The 17,985-nt window shown below is 46.4% G+C and carries 15 protein-coding genes and 1 tRNA gene; 4 read left to right on the top strand and 12 right to left on the bottom strand.

The features are described 5' to 3' along the window. Positions 1–301: 301 nt before the first annotated feature. The 4 genes from VIM72_RS00755 to VIM72_RS00740 all read right to left on the bottom strand — a co-directional run bounded on the left by VIM72_RS00755 (position 302) and on the right by VIM72_RS00740 (position 6,019). Positions 302–1,705: a Fic family protein gene (locus VIM72_RS00755; protein ID WP_332000958.1), complete on the bottom strand. Its 1,404-nt coding sequence runs from the start codon at positions 1,703–1,705 to the stop codon at positions 302–304. A 506-nt stretch (positions 1,706–2,211) separates the two neighbouring features. Then, complete coding sequence (locus VIM72_RS00750; protein WP_332000957.1) at positions 2,212–3,033, bottom strand: hypothetical protein; 822 nt, start codon at positions 3,031–3,033, stop codon at positions 2,212–2,214. Positions 3,034–3,286: 253 nt separating this feature from the next. Continuing rightward, positions 3,287–3,360: transfer RNA gene (locus VIM72_RS00745), tRNA-Met, on the bottom strand. A gap of 124 nt (positions 3,361–3,484) precedes the next feature. Continuing rightward, positions 3,485–6,019 (bottom strand): mechanosensitive ion channel family protein, encoded by a 2,535-nt coding sequence (locus VIM72_RS00740; RefSeq protein WP_332000956.1) that lies wholly within the window; start codon positions 6,017–6,019, stop codon positions 3,485–3,487. A gap of 181 nt (positions 6,020–6,200) precedes the next feature. On the opposite strand from VIM72_RS00740, the gene VIM72_RS00735 reads away from it, so the two are divergent. Then, on the top strand, positions 6,201–7,769 hold the full coding sequence (locus VIM72_RS00735; protein WP_332000955.1) for a glycerol-3-phosphate dehydrogenase/oxidase: 1,569 nt from the start codon (positions 6,201–6,203) through the stop codon (positions 7,767–7,769). Between the two features lie 45 nt (positions 7,770–7,814). Here VIM72_RS00735 and VIM72_RS00730 read toward each other — a convergent pair whose 3' ends face one another. The 4 genes from VIM72_RS00730 to VIM72_RS00715 are packed head-to-tail and all read right to left on the bottom strand — an operon-like array spanning position 7,815 to position 9,979. Further along, positions 7,815–8,405, bottom strand: coding sequence for a nitroreductase (locus VIM72_RS00730; RefSeq protein ID WP_332000954.1), 591 nt, complete (start codon positions 8,403–8,405; stop codon positions 7,815–7,817). Between the two features lie 12 nt (positions 8,406–8,417). Next, complete coding sequence (locus tag VIM72_RS00725) at positions 8,418–8,858, bottom strand: thioesterase family protein (RefSeq protein ID WP_332000953.1); 441 nt, start codon at positions 8,856–8,858, stop codon at positions 8,418–8,420. A gap of 20 nt (positions 8,859–8,878) precedes the next feature. Beyond that, entirely contained in the window at positions 8,879–9,463 is a 585-nt protein-coding gene (gene rdgB / locus VIM72_RS00720) for an RdgB/HAM1 family non-canonical purine NTP pyrophosphatase (protein WP_332000952.1), read from the bottom strand. A gap of 18 nt (positions 9,464–9,481) precedes the next feature. Beyond that, complete coding sequence (locus VIM72_RS00715; RefSeq protein ID WP_332000951.1) at positions 9,482–9,979, bottom strand: hypothetical protein; 498 nt, start codon at positions 9,977–9,979, stop codon at positions 9,482–9,484. A 131-nt stretch (positions 9,980–10,110) separates the two neighbouring features. Between VIM72_RS00715 and VIM72_RS00710 the strand changes: the two genes are divergently transcribed. The 3 genes from VIM72_RS00710 to rpsG all read left to right on the top strand — a co-directional run bounded on the left by VIM72_RS00710 (position 10,111) and on the right by rpsG (position 12,378). Next, positions 10,111–11,211: a branched-chain amino acid aminotransferase gene (locus tag VIM72_RS00710; RefSeq protein WP_332000950.1), complete on the top strand. Its 1,101-nt coding sequence runs from the start codon at positions 10,111–10,113 to the stop codon at positions 11,209–11,211. A 289-nt stretch (positions 11,212–11,500) separates the two neighbouring features. Further along, the gene (gene rpsL, locus VIM72_RS00705) at positions 11,501–11,881 is read left to right on the top strand and encodes a 30S ribosomal protein S12 (RefSeq protein WP_012789278.1); all 381 of its coding nucleotides are present in this window, start codon (positions 11,501–11,503) and stop codon (positions 11,879–11,881) included. A gap of 29 nt (positions 11,882–11,910) precedes the next feature. Next, positions 11,911–12,378, top strand: coding sequence for a 30S ribosomal protein S7 (gene rpsG / locus VIM72_RS00700; RefSeq protein ID WP_142685965.1), 468 nt, complete (start codon positions 11,911–11,913; stop codon positions 12,376–12,378). A gap of 198 nt (positions 12,379–12,576) precedes the next feature. On the opposite strand, the gene VIM72_RS00695 is transcribed toward rpsG, so the two are convergent. From VIM72_RS00695 to VIM72_RS00680, 4 genes are all read right to left on the bottom strand, one after another. Then, positions 12,577–15,912, bottom strand: a complete 3,336-nt coding sequence (locus tag VIM72_RS00695; RefSeq protein WP_332000949.1) for a hypothetical protein — start codon at positions 15,910–15,912, stop codon at positions 12,577–12,579. A 32-nt stretch (positions 15,913–15,944) separates the two neighbouring features. After that, positions 15,945–16,373, bottom strand: coding sequence for a hypothetical protein (locus VIM72_RS00690; protein WP_332000948.1), 429 nt, complete (start codon positions 16,371–16,373; stop codon positions 15,945–15,947). 42 nt (positions 16,374–16,415) lie between these two features. Then, positions 16,416–17,594 carry a type IX secretion system outer membrane channel protein PorV gene (gene porV / locus VIM72_RS00685; RefSeq protein WP_332000947.1) on the bottom strand — a complete coding sequence of 393 codons (1,179 nt, stop codon included), beginning with the start codon at positions 17,592–17,594 and terminating at the stop codon, positions 16,416–16,418. Between the two features lie 27 nt (positions 17,595–17,621). Continuing rightward, positions 17,622–17,985, bottom strand: a 364-nt coding sequence (locus VIM72_RS00680; protein WP_332000946.1) for a T9SS type A sorting domain-containing protein, incomplete at its 5' end; no start/stop codon positions are given.

Here is a 17,985-nt window from a genome sequence, read left to right as displayed (position 1 = left end):
TGTTACACCGTAATTTAATGACCGGCAACTCGAATATAAACTCAGCGAAGGCTGCTTAACAAAGAGCAGCCTTCGCTGAGTTGGGCCCAAACTCCATATTTACCGTAGAGCAACTCAGAACACCTTGTCGTATCCTGCTTTAATATGTAATTATGAATGTAAATAAGAAAGGGCTGTTCTTTGTAGAACAGCCCTCAGGCAATTCGGGAAGATCTCTTCTTCATAGCGGGAAAAGAGGGTTTGTTTAATCAATTCACGCAAGATTTGGAGGTTTTTGTCAATTTACCGGGGTGACGGAATGTCATTTTTTGCGCCAAACTTCTTTCCATTTTTTAAATTCTGCGGGGCGAATATAATATCGCGCAAAGTTACCGTCATGTAGAGAAAGAAGTTCCGTGTCTACAGTTTCGACAAACTTCCGCTGGTCTGCGATAGGAAGTCTCAATGACTTAGCTTTGATTATCATTGCAGCTTTGTTTGGAGTCATGGCATTCGATACGATCTCCGCAACAAGGGCGCGAATTTCGTCACGGTATTTTAGTCGGAACGGATCGGGTTCACCCAATGACTGACGTAACGCGGCATAACGTAGGGCTGAACGCTCATAAGCCCATATGAATACGTCTTTGAATAGCTCAACACGATTGAGCTCGTACACGCCCAACAAACCTTTGACATACATATCCTCTGGGACATCAACAAACGCCAATGGCGCGAGGTTAAGCCTGTTTAAAGGAATGTTCGCAGCAAGCCGCGACACGCGTTTGTTCACATCATCAAATGGCTGTAAATATGGCAATTGCACCATGATAAAGAAGGCTTGCTCAAAAGGGTCTGTTATTTCCCTTGCCTTTTCCAGCATGATGTCGAACATTTCTTCGATCTGCTGCGGTATCCCTAACGGCGTATACACGGAATTACCGATACCAACCCCGAAGGTCCGCAATCTACCGGATGCGCCGGGGTCCGTCAAAAGGTTGTTGGACAGCAAGGCGTGCAAGTTTGTGATGGTATAGCGGTTAAATCCGATTTCTTCAGCAGATTGCACAATAAATTCGATGGCATCCTTGTGGTTCAGAATCATCTGCGCTTCCATAGCCGATTTATTATCCGCAATCTTGCCTTGGGAAATAAGCTGTTGCGTATCCAGCAAGCTATAAGTGTTTCCTTCAAGGCGGCTTGAGTTCCATGATAAATCAATCAACAGCCTTTGTAGGATTTCCTTTGCGTAGGTTCCTGCAGGCTGGTCTAGTCGTGCTGTTTTTCCCAATTCTATCAACTTGCGTTTTTCATCCGGTGACAGGTAACTATCAACATTCGGACGATATGAAAGCAGAAAATCCAGATTATATCCCACCGGGTGGCGAACGGCAGTAGGCCGGGAAACGGCTGCTAATATTTCTCTTCCTTCATCAGACAGGGGTATTATATCTGCCTCGGCCCCATTGACCGCTTTATTATCTTTTTCTTCTGTAGTTTGGGCAGGTACTTCTGCCAAGCGGTAGAGCATTGCCCGCGTTCTGCCAGAAGTTGTAACGATCCCCTGCTCTACGAGCTTATCCAATCGCCTTAATAAGGTGCGCCGCTCCAGGGCTAAACCTGTTGCTTTTTTAATACCCTCAATGGAAGCCCCATCCTTGAATTTTTCAAGGGCTTTACGGATTACTTCCACTTCCTGATTTATGGTTTCTTGACTAGCTCTCATTACGACACAAAATCTATAATATTTATAACAGGCATTTTAGCGAATATACCGTTTTAATATGGCAATGTCAACGTATTGCGTCACAAAAGGTGTGATTTAGTGTCCTAAAATGTCATTTAATGTCTTAATATGCAGTTTTAGTGTCCTAAATAGTGTTTAGTGTCTTAAATTATACTTTAGTGTCCCAAAGTGCGCTTTATGTCGTAATAATAGGCATTGAGATATAAAACTATAGAATTCCCCATTGTTTGGAACCCGCCCGGGGGAGAAGGAGGCGCCTCCTTCGGTTTGATATTTAAACTTATCAGCGAGGCATAAGCCCCTCGTCGGTGAAAGATTAATAATGCTGTGGGGAACGATAAGGAGGTCCGTCATGCAAATATCCATGAATTTGCCCGCCTCGCAGAGCTTTTAGGTTATAGCGATATTCGCCCAGCTTCCGCATATCCGCTCGGACGGATGGTTAAAAATGCCCACACCAATATAGTACAGGGAGACTGTTTGTATTATGATTTGTTAGAATTCAATAGTATGCCCGGTCGTAAAATGAACGGATAGCTATTCCAATAGCTATAATGAACTATTCTTTTTAAAAGATTATAGTTAAAGTTATATATAGATAGCCTGTCGAATTCTTTATATATTCTCAGTAACTGCTTAGCTTCATTCTGCATAATTCCTAAATTCGCACGATGTTGATAATCGCTTAAATAAGTAGTGTCTCTCTTATCCAAAAAATCTAAATAGCCTATTTCAACAAGATGAAATTTTCTCATTGTCCAATAGTAGGTCTCAATATGTTTTTGAAACTCGTGCTGCACTGCGAAATACTTTTTGCAGTTGTATGTTTGTGTATATGCCGCCAGTACCCCTTTTTCATCGTTTGTTATGGCGCCAATAGTAAAGTATAATTCGATAGGAATAATTACTGTTTTTATCTTTCTAAGTTCAGAACCTACTACAGAGTCTATTTGGATCTCAACGAAAGTGTAAATATCGATGCTACAATCTTTGATGGGGTATCCTTTATTCTCAATAATGATACCTTCTGTCAGACAATTTCCCAGGCTATCTTGTTGATCTGAAACTGTTGTGAAATTAAACCGGGCACTATGCTCGTAAACACTAATCTTATGATCAAAGTCAACTATCTTTTGTTGTTGTTCTGATATAGCTAGCTGTTGTTTTGATATTTTTGTCTGTTGGTATGTTAGGTATGTTACAAAACCAATTGAGATAAAAATTTCCAATAGCACTTTAGGTCTGTTGATACCAATGCCTTTGATCCAATTCACCAAATGATGAAATCGTACAATTATTCTTCTCATTAACAACTAAGTTAATTTCAATATAATCTTTAAATGCTGAAGAGAACTTTAAGAATGGGTGTTTTTAGTTAAATCATTACTAGAAAAATGAGAAAATCTCATTTTGATTTTGTCTTTCAATAATTTCTGTCAGACGAGATGAAAATTATGTGATTTGAGGAAACTAGTCATTCAACAACTCTGTTATGAAAATGCGGAATAACTCTTAAAAGAGAAAAGGCTTCCAGACAACGTCTAAAAGCCTTTTTCTTCGTAGCGAGATCGGGAGTTGAACCCGAGACCTTTGGGTTATGAATCCAACGCTCTAACCACCTGAGCTACCTCGCCTTATTCTCCGTTTGTACTGCTGTAACCACTATCAGTAGCGACTACTACGCCAAAACGGGAGTGCAAAGATAACGGCTTAAAAATGAAAATTCAAAATGAATCCAACGTTTTTTGCAATTTTTTTTTAAACGGTACCACCCGGAGCCGGCTTATCCCATTTTTTTAATATAGCCTCATCTACAGAACGGATATGTAAATCCCGCTGTGGATAAGGGATTTCAATACCCGCCTGGTTAAGGGCGGTATAAATAAAAGACATCACCTCGTTCTGCAGCCTTCCTGCATTATCGAGGTCCCCCACCCAGAAGTATACCTTGAAATTCACCGCATTATCCCCGAAGTCGGTCAGTTGTATAAAGGGGGCAGGAACAGTGAGTACATCCTTACGACCGGTAAAGGCAGAGCCGATAATTTGGGTAACCTGGTCAATATTACTGCCGTAGTTCACGCCAATCGCTAAGGTTATCCGCTTATTCCGGTTGGTCCTGGTCCAGTTGATCAGCTGTTGTGATATGAGGTCGCCGTTGGGAACAATCACTTCAGAACCGTCATAGGCGCTGATCTTACTGGAACGGATTCCTATCTCCTTTACAACACCGGACCGTGGGCCCAGCTCTATCACATCACCTACTTCTATTGGTTTTTCAAAAGCGAGAATGATACCGGATACCAGGTTGTTCACTATGTTTTGTAAACCAAAACCAATACCCACACCAAGGGCGCCGATGACTATAGTAATTTTGTCCATCGGGATGCCGGAAGCGGCAAATGCCAGCAACACACCTCCGGCCAGTACAGCCAGGCGAAGCAGCAACAGGGCGGAACCGAATTTTGTTTTCTTATTAGGACTGGCACTTTGACCTGTGTTGCCAAACATATAGGCAATCAACTGGGAAGCTACTGTGGCCACCCATATCACCAGTATAAAAATGATGACGCTGCTGAAAGTAAAATCTGAATTACCGAGCTTATGCCGGGAAGACAGAATGTCTTCAATTACTTCGTAAATGATATCATACAAATAAACACTGCGCGATATAATCACCAGCCAGCCTACAAAGGCCAGGATGGTCAGGAAGGTTTTCAGTTTTTTCTGGACCTCCTGGTAATCCATAAAGGAAATGAAGGTGCTGGAATCTTTATTGGCTTCTACCTGCAGGTACACGGCTTCCATCAGTATTTTCACGAGTACAAACAGGCTCAGTGCCATTACAGTGCACACTACGGCTGTAGATCCCATTATTTTGGCGGTGCCTACCCTCGCTAAAATGACCATGAGCAGGGAAAAAGCACTGGTAAGCATAAACAGCATCAATACGGGCCGTGTAAATTTAGGTTGCGCAAAGGTGGTGAGCGACGATTCTTTCAGCAACCGGTTTCCCAGCAGTAACGAAAGAACAGCGCCAATCAGTAATCCCCATTGTTCCGCATAGGTGATTTCAATCAGTAGGTTATTCAGGCTGTAAACAAATAATAGCCCGATCAGCAATAACCAGCTTCTGAATAATGTTTTAGGGAGATGTGTGCGGAAGATAATGCTCAGTGCGATCACATTTAAACCCCAGGTGATTTCTGTAAAAAGGATGGGATAACGTACCGATAGTACAGACGACAATGTGGCTATCAACACAATGGTGCATGACACCGGGTAGCGGTACAGGTACCGCGCATGCTGTAGTATGGTTTCCCCTTCCTGTTCTGTATGATTATGCCGGATGCGTTGAATATTATTGTATACCCACCAGGAAAATAATACTGCCAGTAACAGCCATACAAAAAATACCGGCCATTGTATAGAAAAGAAGATGGCCAGTACCTTGGTACTTTTATGCAACGAGTTTTTCAATACCGGGAAAAATTCAAGCGGATTGATACTGTCGCGGTGAGGCTTCCACAGGTACCTGTAGTCCCGTACAAACATGTTGGAGGCAAATTGCTGCAGGCGGTAATCCATATCCTCATAAAGATTGGAGGCCTCGATGTACCGGTTGGCCACCTGGTTTTGCAGCAGCCCTATCTTAATCAAACTGGCTTTGTTGGCGCTGTCTACCGAACGGAATTTAAGTACCAGGTTGGTCACCTGCCCGAGATAAAATCCGTACAGGTCATCTTCAGCCGGCACGTTCCGCATTGCCGTATCCCCCCGGATAAGCCGGATAGTGTCATTGATATTTTTCAGCTTCTCATAATAGGAAAAAAGCGCCCCTTGCCAGGAGGTGAGCTTTCGCTGCAGCTGTTCCAGCATTACCTTGTTGGTATATATATCATTGATATTGGGAGTACGTCCCAAACTGGCAATATTATACTTCACCAGCGCAAGAGAGGTGTCTGTCAGTGGCAGGCCGGCAACGATCCTCGATGTATCAAACCCACGGCGCAGGGAGCTCATAAGGTCATTCAGTGTAAGGGTGTAACCCTCAATACGGTTGATCAGGATCGACACGGAGGTGTCCGACTTTTTTACCCGGTTGGTATCCTTTGATAGTGCCTGGATACTTTTGCTGATAGTGGCGCTGTCTACAGCTACCAGGTGGATGGTATCGCTCTTCGCTTTACGTTTCCGGCCCTGTGCATCAGCCTTATAACTTCCGGTGGCCAGCACCGTTAGCAGCAGCATTTGCAAAAAACAGGTGTAATTAAGGTGTATCCTGGTCAGCATATTAATTCGTAAAATTGAATGGTTTCTATGGAGGAACATTTTTAATGCCTAAATGTTCCTGAATTTAAAACTTTTAACCCTCCCGGCCGTTAAGTTTTCTGGAAGCCGGTCGCTTTATTTGTCAGGTACCGGAATCCGCAGTATTTTGTATATGATTGGCAAGTCCAATGAAAACTGGCTTATGAACAGAGAAACGCTCGTTGCCTCATTAAGAAAAGACCCTGAACCCTGGGATATTATAGTGATTGGTGGAGGGGCTACCGGCCTCGGGACTGCCCTGGAAGCGGTAACAAGAGGTTACAGAACCCTGCTGCTGGAACAGGTGGATTTTGCAAAATCCACTTCCAGTAAAAGCACAAAGCTGGTACACGGAGGCGTACGGTACCTCGCACAGGGCGATGTGTCGCTGGTAAGGGAAGCCAGTGTGGAACGGGGACTGCTGGCTGCCAATGCGCCCCATCTGGTGCGTAACCTTGCTTTTGTTATTCCTACTTTTAACTTATGGGAGAATCTGAAGTACACCATTGGCCTCAAAATGTACGACTGGCTGGCCGGGCGACTTAGTCTTGGTAAATCAGTGCATATTTCCAGGTCAGCCACACTGGAGCGCCTGTCTACACTTAAACAGGACAAGCTCGCCGGAGGTGTGTTATATCATGATGGCCAATTTGATGATTCCCGCCTGGCCATCAACCTGGCTCAATCTATTTCAGACAACGGAGGTACTGTATTGAATTATATGAGGGTGACCGGTTTGCGGAAAGATGAACAGGGAAATATCAGCGGGCTAACGGTGAAGGATACACTGGACGGAGGGGAGGAAATTTATCTCAATACACGGGCGGTGATCAATGCTACCGGCGTATTTGCAGATGATGTGCTGGAAATGGATAACCCGGCCGCGCCCAGATCCATTGCTGCCAGCCAGGGAGTGCACCTGGTGCTCGACAGCGATTTCCTGCCGGGGCATAATGCCCTGATGATCCCGTCTACCAGCGACGGGAGGGTGCTGTTTATTGTGCCCTGGCACAACAAAGTGGTGATGGGCACTACAGATACTCCCATCAGTCACATCAGCCTGGAGCCCCGCGCGCTGGAAGAAGAAATCGCTTTTATTCTCCGTACCGCCGGTCAGTATTTGTCAAGGGCGCCGCAACGCTCCGATGTCCGCAGTGTTTGGGCCGGCCTCCGCCCGCTGGCTGCCGCTAAAGCGGAAGGACATAAAACAAAAGAGATCTCCCGCAGCCATAAGATCATTGTTTCGAAATCAAAACTTGTTACCATTATCGGTGGCAAATGGACCACCTATCGCCGCATGGCGGAAGATGTTATACAAAAGCTGGAAGAGGTGCTGAGATGGAAAACTACTTCTTCCGTTACCCATCACCTGAAAATTCACGGTGCATCTGGTAATGTTAACTGGGATGATCCCTGGTATTTTTATGGCAGCGATGTACTGCACCTGCACCAGATGGTGGCGCGACAGCCCGACCTGCAGGAAGAACTGAGCCGTGACTATCATATCATTAAAGCGCAGGTAGTATGGGCTGTGAAGGAAGAAATGGCCCGTAATATTGAAGATTTCCTGGCCCGCCGCACCCGCCTGCTTTTTCTCGACGCCAGGGAAGCTCTGCGTATAGCCCCCGCCGTAGCAAGGATCATGGCGGAAGTATTACATAAAGATGAACATTGGGTAGCCACGCAGATCAGCAGCTTTGCGGAAGAAGCAAATGGTTATCTGTTAAAATAATTTTTCCGGAAGATGGAAACCGTAAGATCTCCATCTTCCGGAAAATCACATCCACTTAAACTTCTGATCAAAAGGTTTCATTCTTCTTCCGGGTTGGGCAGGTTCATCTGTATAACCCATATAAAAGAAGCCCAGTACCAGGTCTTCTTCTCCCAAACCAAAATAATCCCGCATGGCAGGGTGGTAGGTCATACCACCGGAGCCCCAGTAAGCGGCAATACCCAGGGCGGTAGCGCCCAGCCATATATTTTCCACAGCGCATGATACCGCTGCAATTTCTTCCAGCGCAGGGATCTTCGGGTTATTGCCCCGTTTCATGCAAATGGCCAGTACATGAGATGCCAGGTTGCCCTGTGTTTTCAGTTTATCGTAGTTGCCCGGAATGTATTTGTCGGCGGGAGTAAATTGTTTGTACATCTCGGCGTGGTCGGAACAAAACCGGGCTACTTTGTCGCCGCTGTACACTACAAAATACCAGGGCTCGGTATACCCGTGGGTAGGGGCCCAATCGGCCAGCTGCAGCAATTGCTGCACGGTTTCATCCGCAATTTTCCGGCCGTTCATACTGGTTGGTTTTATTGTACGGCGTGCCGTAATCACCTGTTCCACTGCAGTGGGCGTTGTTGTTATATCCATGATCTGTTGTTTTTATTTTCCTGTTTCCAGGCGTGCTCTCATATCTGCCGGCAGCTTTACTATTTTACGCGCTTTGTAATCAAAACATATCATGCCGGTTTTAGCTTCCGCGATCGTGATCGTTTGTCCGTTCCGGTTAGCAGTGATAAGATAAAATAATTCGAAGCCCAGGGCGTTAAATTCACCTGCTGCAACAGCTATTTCAAATATATCTCCATAAAAACCTTCCCCTTTATAAGCAATTGCCACATCTGCCATAATAAAGCCGCTGCCGGCTTCGTGGTCCAGCTCTTTATAGCCCAGGGCGCCGAGGAACCGGATCCTGGCTTCATGTATAATAGAAAGAATGGCGTCATTGCCTACGTGGTTGCCATAATTAATATCCTGGATCCGCACAGGCATTTGAAAACTGAATGGAAATGCTGCCGGTAAATCTATCTTAATCCTTGCCATTGTTATTTTTTAGGGAGATGCTAAACGTTTGTTGTTTGTTTCAGGAAGGCCACAAATTTTTCGAAGGCTCTTGCCCGGTGACTATACCTGTTCTTTTCGGAAAGATTCATTTCAGCGAAAGCCCGTGTTTCTCCTTCAGGGATAAAGATCGGGTCATAGCCAAATCCTTTTTCTCCTTTAACAGCCGTAGTGATATGGCCTTTGCTCACGCCCTCAAACTGGTATTCCTTTCCATTCAGTACCAGGGAAATAACGGTACGGAACTGCGCGGCGCGGTTAGTTTCTCCTTCCAGTTCGCGCAATACCTTCGCAATGTTGTCGGCGGCTTCTTTCTTTTCTCCCGCGTAGCGGGCAGATAGTACCCCCGGTGCCCCGTTGAGGGCGGCTATTTCCAGGCCGGTATCCTCTCCGAAACAGTTTTCCCCTGTCATCCGGTGAATGGTAACTGATTTTTCTCTGGCATTGGCTTCCAGGGTATCGTGTGGTTCGGGAATATCTATATCGATGCCGGCTTCCAGGAGGGTAATGATCTCAAACTGATCTCCCAGTAACGACCGGAACTCTTTTACTTTATTTTGATTATTGGTAGCGAATATCAACTTCATATAATCCGGAAAGAAATTTTAGATCCCTAATAATTGTTTTAATCCTGCCCACAGCCTGGCTTTCAGCATTTTATCACTACCTATCAACGATAGCTCATCGGAAAACAGTAATGTGGTACCGTTTACCGTTACCAGCTGGTAGGGAGGAATATCATTTAATCCAAGCTGCTCCGGTGCAATCCCAAATACAACGCTCCGTTCTATCTTCACGGCTGCCTGCCAGTCCGGAAACGTGAGAGAAGGGTAGTGGATCACGTTAATAAGCGATACATCCTGCATTCCCAGTTTACAGGCATTTAATATATTAGTGAGGAGGTTGAATAATTCTTCATTTAAGTACGCTTCATTTCCGTTTTGTATGAAGAGCGCAATGTTTTTTTGATTTTCTCCTAAATATTTGACTTTGGGCGCCACTTTTTCCGCAGCAGCAGCCGGCGTGCTTTTCCCGGGAATGATTGGCTGGGTAAAGATTTTAGCCAGGAAGTACGGATCAAGTTGGGTTTGCTCAAGCGACATATTTATTATCGTTTAATTTAATATGAAAGGCCCCTCTGGGGAAAAATCAGTTTATTTGCACTGCCGGTTCTATAGGGCACCGGTGGCACAGCGATTAAAATGTAAAAATATCGAGATAAAATTGATTAACCATGATGGTAGATAAATCAACAGTTAAGGAAGAGGCACTTCAGAAGATCAAAGTCACCAAAACTACGCAAAGCAGGTTGAGTGAGGTTGATTTCAATAACCTGGTATTTGGCCGGATGTATGCCGACCATATGCTGGTGGCCGATTTTGACGGCAAAGAATGGAAAAATGCAGAGATATTGCCTTTCCAGCACCTGTCTGTAAGTCCTTCAAACGCCGCCTGGCACTACGGGCAGGCCATCTTTGAAGGAATCAAGGCTTACAAAGACCCGGAAGGCCACCCTATGATCTTCCGGCCATACGATAACTATAAACGTTTTAATGCTTCAGCCGAAAGAATGGGAATGCCACAGGTACCGGAGTGGCTGTTTATTGGAGGAATGGATTTGCTGATCGACCTGGACCGCAACTGGGTGCCTACCGGTAAAGGCTGTTCCCTTTATCTTCGTCCTTTTATGATCGCTGCGGACGAGTTTATTGGCGTGCGCCCATCCGATACCTATAAGTTTGTTATTATCAATTCGCCTTCAGGCGCCTATTTTAATAAGCCCATCAAATTACTGGTACAGGATAAATATGTACGTGCTTTTCCTGGTGGTGTGGGTTACGCCAAAGCTGCAGGTAACTATGGAGGCACCATGTATCCTACTATGCAGGCAAAAAAGAAGGGCTACGACCAGATCCTCTGGGTAGATGGCTATGAGCATAAATACCTGCAGGAATGCGGCACTATGAACGTTTTTGTCATTATCGGGAATACGGCCATAACCCCGGACCTTACCCAGGGCACTATCCTGGAAGGAGTAACCCGCGCCAGTGTAATGGATGTGTTGGCGGATATGGGACTTAAAGTGGAGGAAAGGCCCATCTCTATCGATGAAGTGGTAACCGCCTATAATAACGGTACGCTCCGGGAGGTATTTGGTACCGGCACTGCTTCCAGCGTTGCTTATGTGGAACAGCTGGATTATCTCGAAACCCAGATTAAACTGGATACCACCAAATATGAAGTGGGGGCGGAAGTAATCAGGCAATTGGATGATGTCCGTACCGGCCGCACTACCGATACCCGGCACTGGAACTATCTAATAGACAGGAAATAAGTATTTTATATATGATTATTGATATAAGAACAGGACCAATAAAAAGGTCCTGTTTTTTTTATGGTAGTTTCTAAGGGATATCATACCTTTGCAATCCGGTTTTTGGTAATCCTGAGCTGCTACCAGAATAATAAGACCTTTCCCTGCTTATACCAGGAGATCATTCCGGCAAAAATATTTTCGAAACAATTTTGTTATTCACACATATAGTTTTACCTTTGCCGTCCCAAAATCCCTTTGTGGGGAATTTGGATGTCATTGTAAACCGACATAAAAAACTAGGTAAAGAATGCCTACTATACAACAATTAGTAAGAAAAGGAAGAGAAATTATCCGGGCTAAGTCTAAGTCCAGGGCATTAGATAGCTGCCCTCAGCGTCGTGGCGTTTGTACTCGTGTATACACTACCACGCCTAAGAAACCGAACTCCGCTCTGCGTAAGGTAGCGAAGGTGCGTTTAACCAACAAAGTTGAGGTGATTGCCTATATCCCTGGTGAAGGTCACAACTTGCAGGAGCACTCTATCGTACTGATCCGTGGTGGAAGGGTAAAAGATTTACCAGGTGTTCGTTACCACATCGTTCGCGGTTCCCTGGATACTGCAGGTGTGAAAGACAGAAAGCAGAGCCGTTCCAAATATGGTACTAAAAAGGAAAAGGCTAAAAAATAATAATTATAAATAGTCGTAATTTTCAATAAATGAGAAAGCAAGCTGCAAAGAAATTGCCTCTGGCTCCGGATCCTCGGTTCAATGACAAGCTGGTAACCCGCTTTGTTAATAACGTAATGGAACAAGGAAAAAAGAGCGTTGCCTATAAAATTTTCTACGATGCTGTGGATAAGGTAAGCACCATGACCGGTGAAAACGGTTATGAGGTTTGGAGAAAAGCATTAGCGAACGTTACTCCTGGTGTGGAAGTTAGAAGCCGCCGTATCGGTGGTGCTACTTTCCAGATTCCTGCAGAAGTTCGTCCGGATAGAAAGATATCCCTGAGCATCAAATGGTTAGTACGCTACGCCGGCGAAAGAAACGGTAAGAGCATGGCTGATAAGCTCGCAAACGAAATCGTGGCAGCAAGTAAAGGTGAAGGCGCAGCATTCAAGAAGAAAGAAGATACTCACCGTATGGCTGAAGCTAACAAGGCTTTCTCTCACTTCAGAATCTAGTAATAGCCCTCACAGGCAACTCAATATATTTGGCAAACAGTTCCTTCCGGAGCTGTTTGCCTTTTTGTGTTGATAAGGAGTGATAATGTTGATCCGGCTGAACCTGCAAAAGTATCCTAAACCACCGGCCTGCTATAAGTTTAAATAAAAAAAGGCGGACATCCGTAGACGCCCGCCTTTCGCCGTATTCAGGACCACTTATTTTACATTCACCAATACATTGATCTTCCCTTCTGTACCATTGAATTCCTGCAATGCTTTGCCGAGCACCTGGCCCGGTTTCACTTTGTCTATATCGGCTTTCATTGCATAACCGGCCTTACTGGAAGTAACCAGCAGGTCTCCACGGTGAATAACGCCATTCTCGTTACATACCTTTGTAGGAATCACTCCTATTACACCCATTGGCACTTCAGTATCCAAATCCGCGTCAATATCCTTCTCAGTTAATAATAACCCTGGTTTAGTAGCAAATACGCCAGCTACCAGTGTGGAATAAGCCCCGGAAGATTTTTCTACCATACGGTCTGTATGGGTAGAGATCACCAGTACATCCCCGGCTTCATAAGTGTTACGCTCACCTGCTACTGCAAATGATTCGGCCACATCCGCACCACTGTTCTGGGTTCCACCATTAAAGAAGCCTCTGCCTGCTTTATTGATACGGGCTACGTTGGCGCTGGAACTCTGGAATACCGCAATGCTTCCGGACGGTCCCTGATGATTAATCAGCATACCGTTGCCGGTACCGGTAGTGGTAATGTGCACTACCGGTTGGCCATTGGCATTATTAAAGTTGGCAAACCTGCCTGCTTTACCGGTTCCGAAGTTGGGAATAAAACCGGAAATGGCATTCCCGCTTCCATCGCATGAAGCTTCAACACCATCGCCGTTGCCACCGGCATTGGCAGTTATACCATTACCACTACCTTCTGAAAGCGCTAATACAGCCGGACCGTTACCTGCGGGGTTGGAAGAGTAAAATAGACCTGCATAACCACCGGTGCCGGAAGACTGTCCATATATACCCGCTGTACCAAAATTGGCAAACTGGGAGTTTACTTCTCCTTTAACGGCGGGGGATGTTCCTGTTGTCTTATCTACCATAAAATTACCGGCAATGCCATTGCCCACAGTTTTAACAGTGATGGCATCAGAGGTATTGGATTCATTGAAAATCTCGAACCTGCCCGCTCTGCCGGTAGAAAACGATGGTACCCAGGCATACAGGGCGTTTCCTGCTCCATCTATATTGGTTTCTACGCCGTTTCCATCCTTACCGGCATTTGCGGTAATGGCATTGCCGTTACCATCTGTCAGCGCTATCAGCGATGCGCCATTGCCTGAAGGGTTAGAAGCATAGAACAAGCCTGCACGGCCACCGGTGCCGGAAGAAACTCCAAATACGCCCGCGGCGCCAAAGTTGCCAAAAATGGTATTTACCTCGGCCCTTACAGCGGCACCCACACTATTGGTGTTATCCAGCAGGAAGGAAGAAGCATTGCCTAGTGTATTATCGGGAATATTGCCATTACCATTGCTTGTTACCTCCAGTGTGTTAGCTTCGGTATTGGTGTTGTTGAAGTTTTCAAAACGTCCTGCTCTACCTGTACTGTTGTTTAAGCCAACCTGGCCATAAACACCTATTCCCGTATTGCTGGTATTGGTAGCAATAAATCCACGCACCCCATAACCACCGCCGTCATTCCGGCCAACCACAGATCCTGCAATATCGCTGGTGGTTCTGCCAACAACAGCTTCGCCACCTCCGTTATTATCGCCTACAACACCGGCCGATGTCTGGGCGCTGGTAATACCGTGAACACCAAATCCGGCGACTGTGCTGCTTCGTACACCCGCGCCGTTACCGCTGGTCGTTACGTTAATTACGGTACCATTACCTACCGTATTGGCAACCAGAACATTATTGTTATTGGAGTTATTATAGATGGACATATTTGCCGGTATACCGCTATTGCTGGTAGCGTTGAGGCCGGTGCCTGTATTGCTGTTGGCATATACGCCGTATCCATTGGCAGAGGCATTTCCGTAAACGCCAAGTCCGTTTGGCGTAACACCATATACTCCCCAGCCGGATCCATTCTGGGATCCGTAAACACCAACGCCTAAACCGCCAGTGCCGTTATTGATACCCCTCACGCCACTGGAAAAGCCACCGGGTGAAGCAGAGGCAACAATACCCCTTACAGCCGCAATATTGGAGGTGGTGGTATTATTGACGCCTTCTACAGAAGTGCCATCGCCGTCATTGGTAATGCTGAAAAGTGTGGAGGCATTATTTTCTGTGGCAACAAAGGGTAAGGTAAGGCCACCGCCCGGAGGCGCGCCAGCTACCCATTGTACACCATCAAATTTAAGTAGCTGTCCTGCTGCAGGAGCCACATTGCTTACCGGCTTACCCTGTAATCCCTGTACAACCGGGTTAGGATAAATACCTGAAAGATCACCACCGGCAGGTCCGTTGGGGGGAAGTGTAGTAGGAATTACGCCCGGTGCAATTTTCGCCAGGGTTACTTTTCCATCTCCTATCAGGGGATTGGGATAAGTACCCGAAAGATCGCCACCGGCTGCAACACCGTTAATATCGCCGGCAGGTCCCTGAGGTCCTGCTGGTCCTACAGGGCCCACGGGTCCTGCTGGTCCTATAGGGCCAACTGCTCCAGCAGGTCCTGCAGGCCCAACCGGTCCTGCTGGTCCGGCCACTCCGGGATCGCCTTTGGCCCCGGCGGGTCCTATCGGCCCAACTGGTCCAACGGGTCCTGCTGGTCCGGCCACTCCGGGATCGCCCTTAGCCCCGGCAGGCCCTACCGGTCCAACGGGTCCTGCTGGTCCGGCTACACCGGGATCACCCTTGGCTCCGGCAGGCCCTACTGGTCCTACCGGTCCAACGGGTCCTGCTGGACCTGCCACACCAGGATCGCCCTTAGCTCCGGCAGGCCCTACTGGTCCTACCGGTCCAACCGGTCCTGCTGGTCCGGCCACACCAGGATCGCCCTTAGCTCCGGCTGGTCCTATAGGTCCAACAGGCCCTACTGGTCCAACTGCCCCGGGATCACCCTTGGGGCCGGCAGGACCTGTTGCTCCTGCTGGTCCGGCCGGACCGGGGTTACCGTTGGCAGCATACAATGCATAAGGAACACTCATTAATTGAGAGGTCCCCAATTCATTAAAATTGCCGCCGTTTATTGATACTTCTACTTTTAAATACTGATTGGCATTTGCCCATGGAACGCTGCTGTAGGTACCGGTTAAGGGAGTTCCTTTACCTATTTGTAAAGTAAATAGCCCCAGCGTGTTGGTAGTAGTGCTATGTGTTTCCTGGTATTGTACAGGTCCTGCCGCAGAACCCCCCAGGATAGAAAAACGCACCGTTAAGGATTGGTTGCTGAGTATAGTTCCATTCGTATTGCGGGCTATTGCCTGGTAGTTGGTTCCGGTTAATCCGCTTTGTGCCCGTACAATATGAAATGATACCATCAACAGCAGGAAGGTCAGGTAGCATATCTTTTTCATAATAATCATTTTTGTAATAGTTTACGATGCGCTTAATTCTTTTTGGGTTTAGGTGATGCTCCGCCGTCCTGGTTAGGTATGGGAACAACTTGTTTGGCCTGGTTATCCGGTCTTGCCACTGCGGCACTGTCAGATGGAAGAGGCCTTGTCTTGTTTTGGGAGGTACGCGACCGGAGCGCAGAGTTACTGCGCTGTGGCTGATAGTTGGTAAAAAGACGGGCTTTGGTGTCTTTTGAGATTTCTGCACGATCCATTATAGGTGGGGCCGATCTTTTCTTCAGATCAGCAATGTCTTTCTGGAAGGTGGGAAATAACGCATCCCTTACTTTACCTGTATTACCACCGGTATTTTCCGGCTTAACAGATGCTTGTGCAAAAACGCGGGGCATAAACCCTGCAAACAAAAGAAATGCAAGTATAATTAGTGGTTTCATATTGGGTGTTACAGATTCGTTTTTCATGTTTGATATTTTAGCAGATAAGTGGCTGAATAATGGATTAGTTTATTGTTGTATGGCTTCATCCCGGTTTCCTCCTATGTTATAGACCAGCGAAAACTTCAGGGTTCTTTTCTGGATTAAACTTTCGCCTGTGGGTAACTGGTAGGCGATATCCAGCGCAAGATTGGATACGCGAACACCCAGGCCTGCAGAAAAATGTTGCCGGTAGCCTTTGTTCGGGTGTTCATAAAAGTATCCGGCCCGTACAAAAAACGCCTGCCTGTATGCATATTCGATTCCCGATCCAATGGTGAATTCTCTTAGTTCTTCATGAAAACCGCCGGGGGCATCGCCGAAAGACGAGAACATGGCATCCACTATACCGCGGTTCGGGTCTTTCCCCTTCAGGATCTGGTCAGTTTCTATGCCATTGGAATCCAGTGCGTACAGGGGAGGAGTGGGCACCAGTAACTTATTGATGTCTACAGCAAGTGTGAATTCGTGTTCATGGGTATGTACAAACGTATAGCCGCCACCGATACGAAGGTTCATGGGCAGAAAGCTCTTCCTGTTGTTATCATCCGAGTATTGCAGCTTTGTACCTATATTGGTAATGCTTACCCCAAAACAGTAGCGGTTGCCGAAGTCCAGCCTATCTACACTGTTCTGGTAGTAATAGCTGATATCGCCTGCAACTGCAGATGCCGGTTTCTGCTGGGTATTATTGTAGGAGCCTTGTCCCAGCTGGCTGCGCACATATCGCATGCTGAGTGCGAGCGATGTGTGATTGCCCAGTTTTCTGGCATAGGTACCATCTATGGCAAATTCCTTAGGGTTGTAATCCTGTAGCACTGTGCCGTTATCATCCCGGAATGTAACGGAGCCATAATTAAAATACTTCATGGAAAGCCCAACACCTTCTGTTCCGTTCCAGGTTTTGTAACCGGACACATATGCCATGTTGGACTTATTATTGTTCAGCTCCCACATCCAGGGCGAATAATTGGCGCTCACACCCCAATCGCCTGCAAATACTATTTTCGCGGCATTGGAGAACAGGGAGTTAGCGTCTGCAGATAAACCGGTAGCGGCGTCCCCGGTACCGCTACTCCTGGTATCAGGGTTAACCAGCAGGAAGCTGGCCCCGATATTTGGAGGCCTCTGAGTGGCCTTTTGTGCCGTTAACTGCATACCTGTGGCCAGTATACCGGCAAAAAGCACGAGTGTATAACTGTATTTCATAATATCATCTGTTAAAGGGTGATCTTGTTATTGCACAATAAGTTTCTCAAAGAATACATTGCCGTTTACATTCAGCATAACGGTGTAAATACCAGAGGCGAAATGATTTACTGGTAATACCACGGTGCTTTTGCCCGGGCCCATTTCCAGGAATTGGTGGTGTATTACCTGTCCGGCAGGGTTAATGAGTTCAAGGGTTACATTTACTTTTGCCAGCAGGTCAAATACAACCCTGGTATTGGTGATGGCCGGATTGGGGAACAGGATATAGCTCTTTACCGGGTTTACACCAGGTGTCAGCTTTATAAAATCTTCCGGTTGCTGAAATCCCTGTGTCAGCAATACCCTGCCATCTGTTATAGGTAAAATAATAGGCTCACCTACTGTATAC

Source organism: Chitinophaga sp. (genome assembly GCF_036569185.1).
Lineage (GTDB): Bacteria > Bacteroidota > Bacteroidia > Chitinophagales > Chitinophagaceae > Chitinophaga.
The sequence above is the reverse complement of the archived record's forward strand: the minus strand, read 5'-3'. Positions and strand labels throughout refer to the sequence as shown.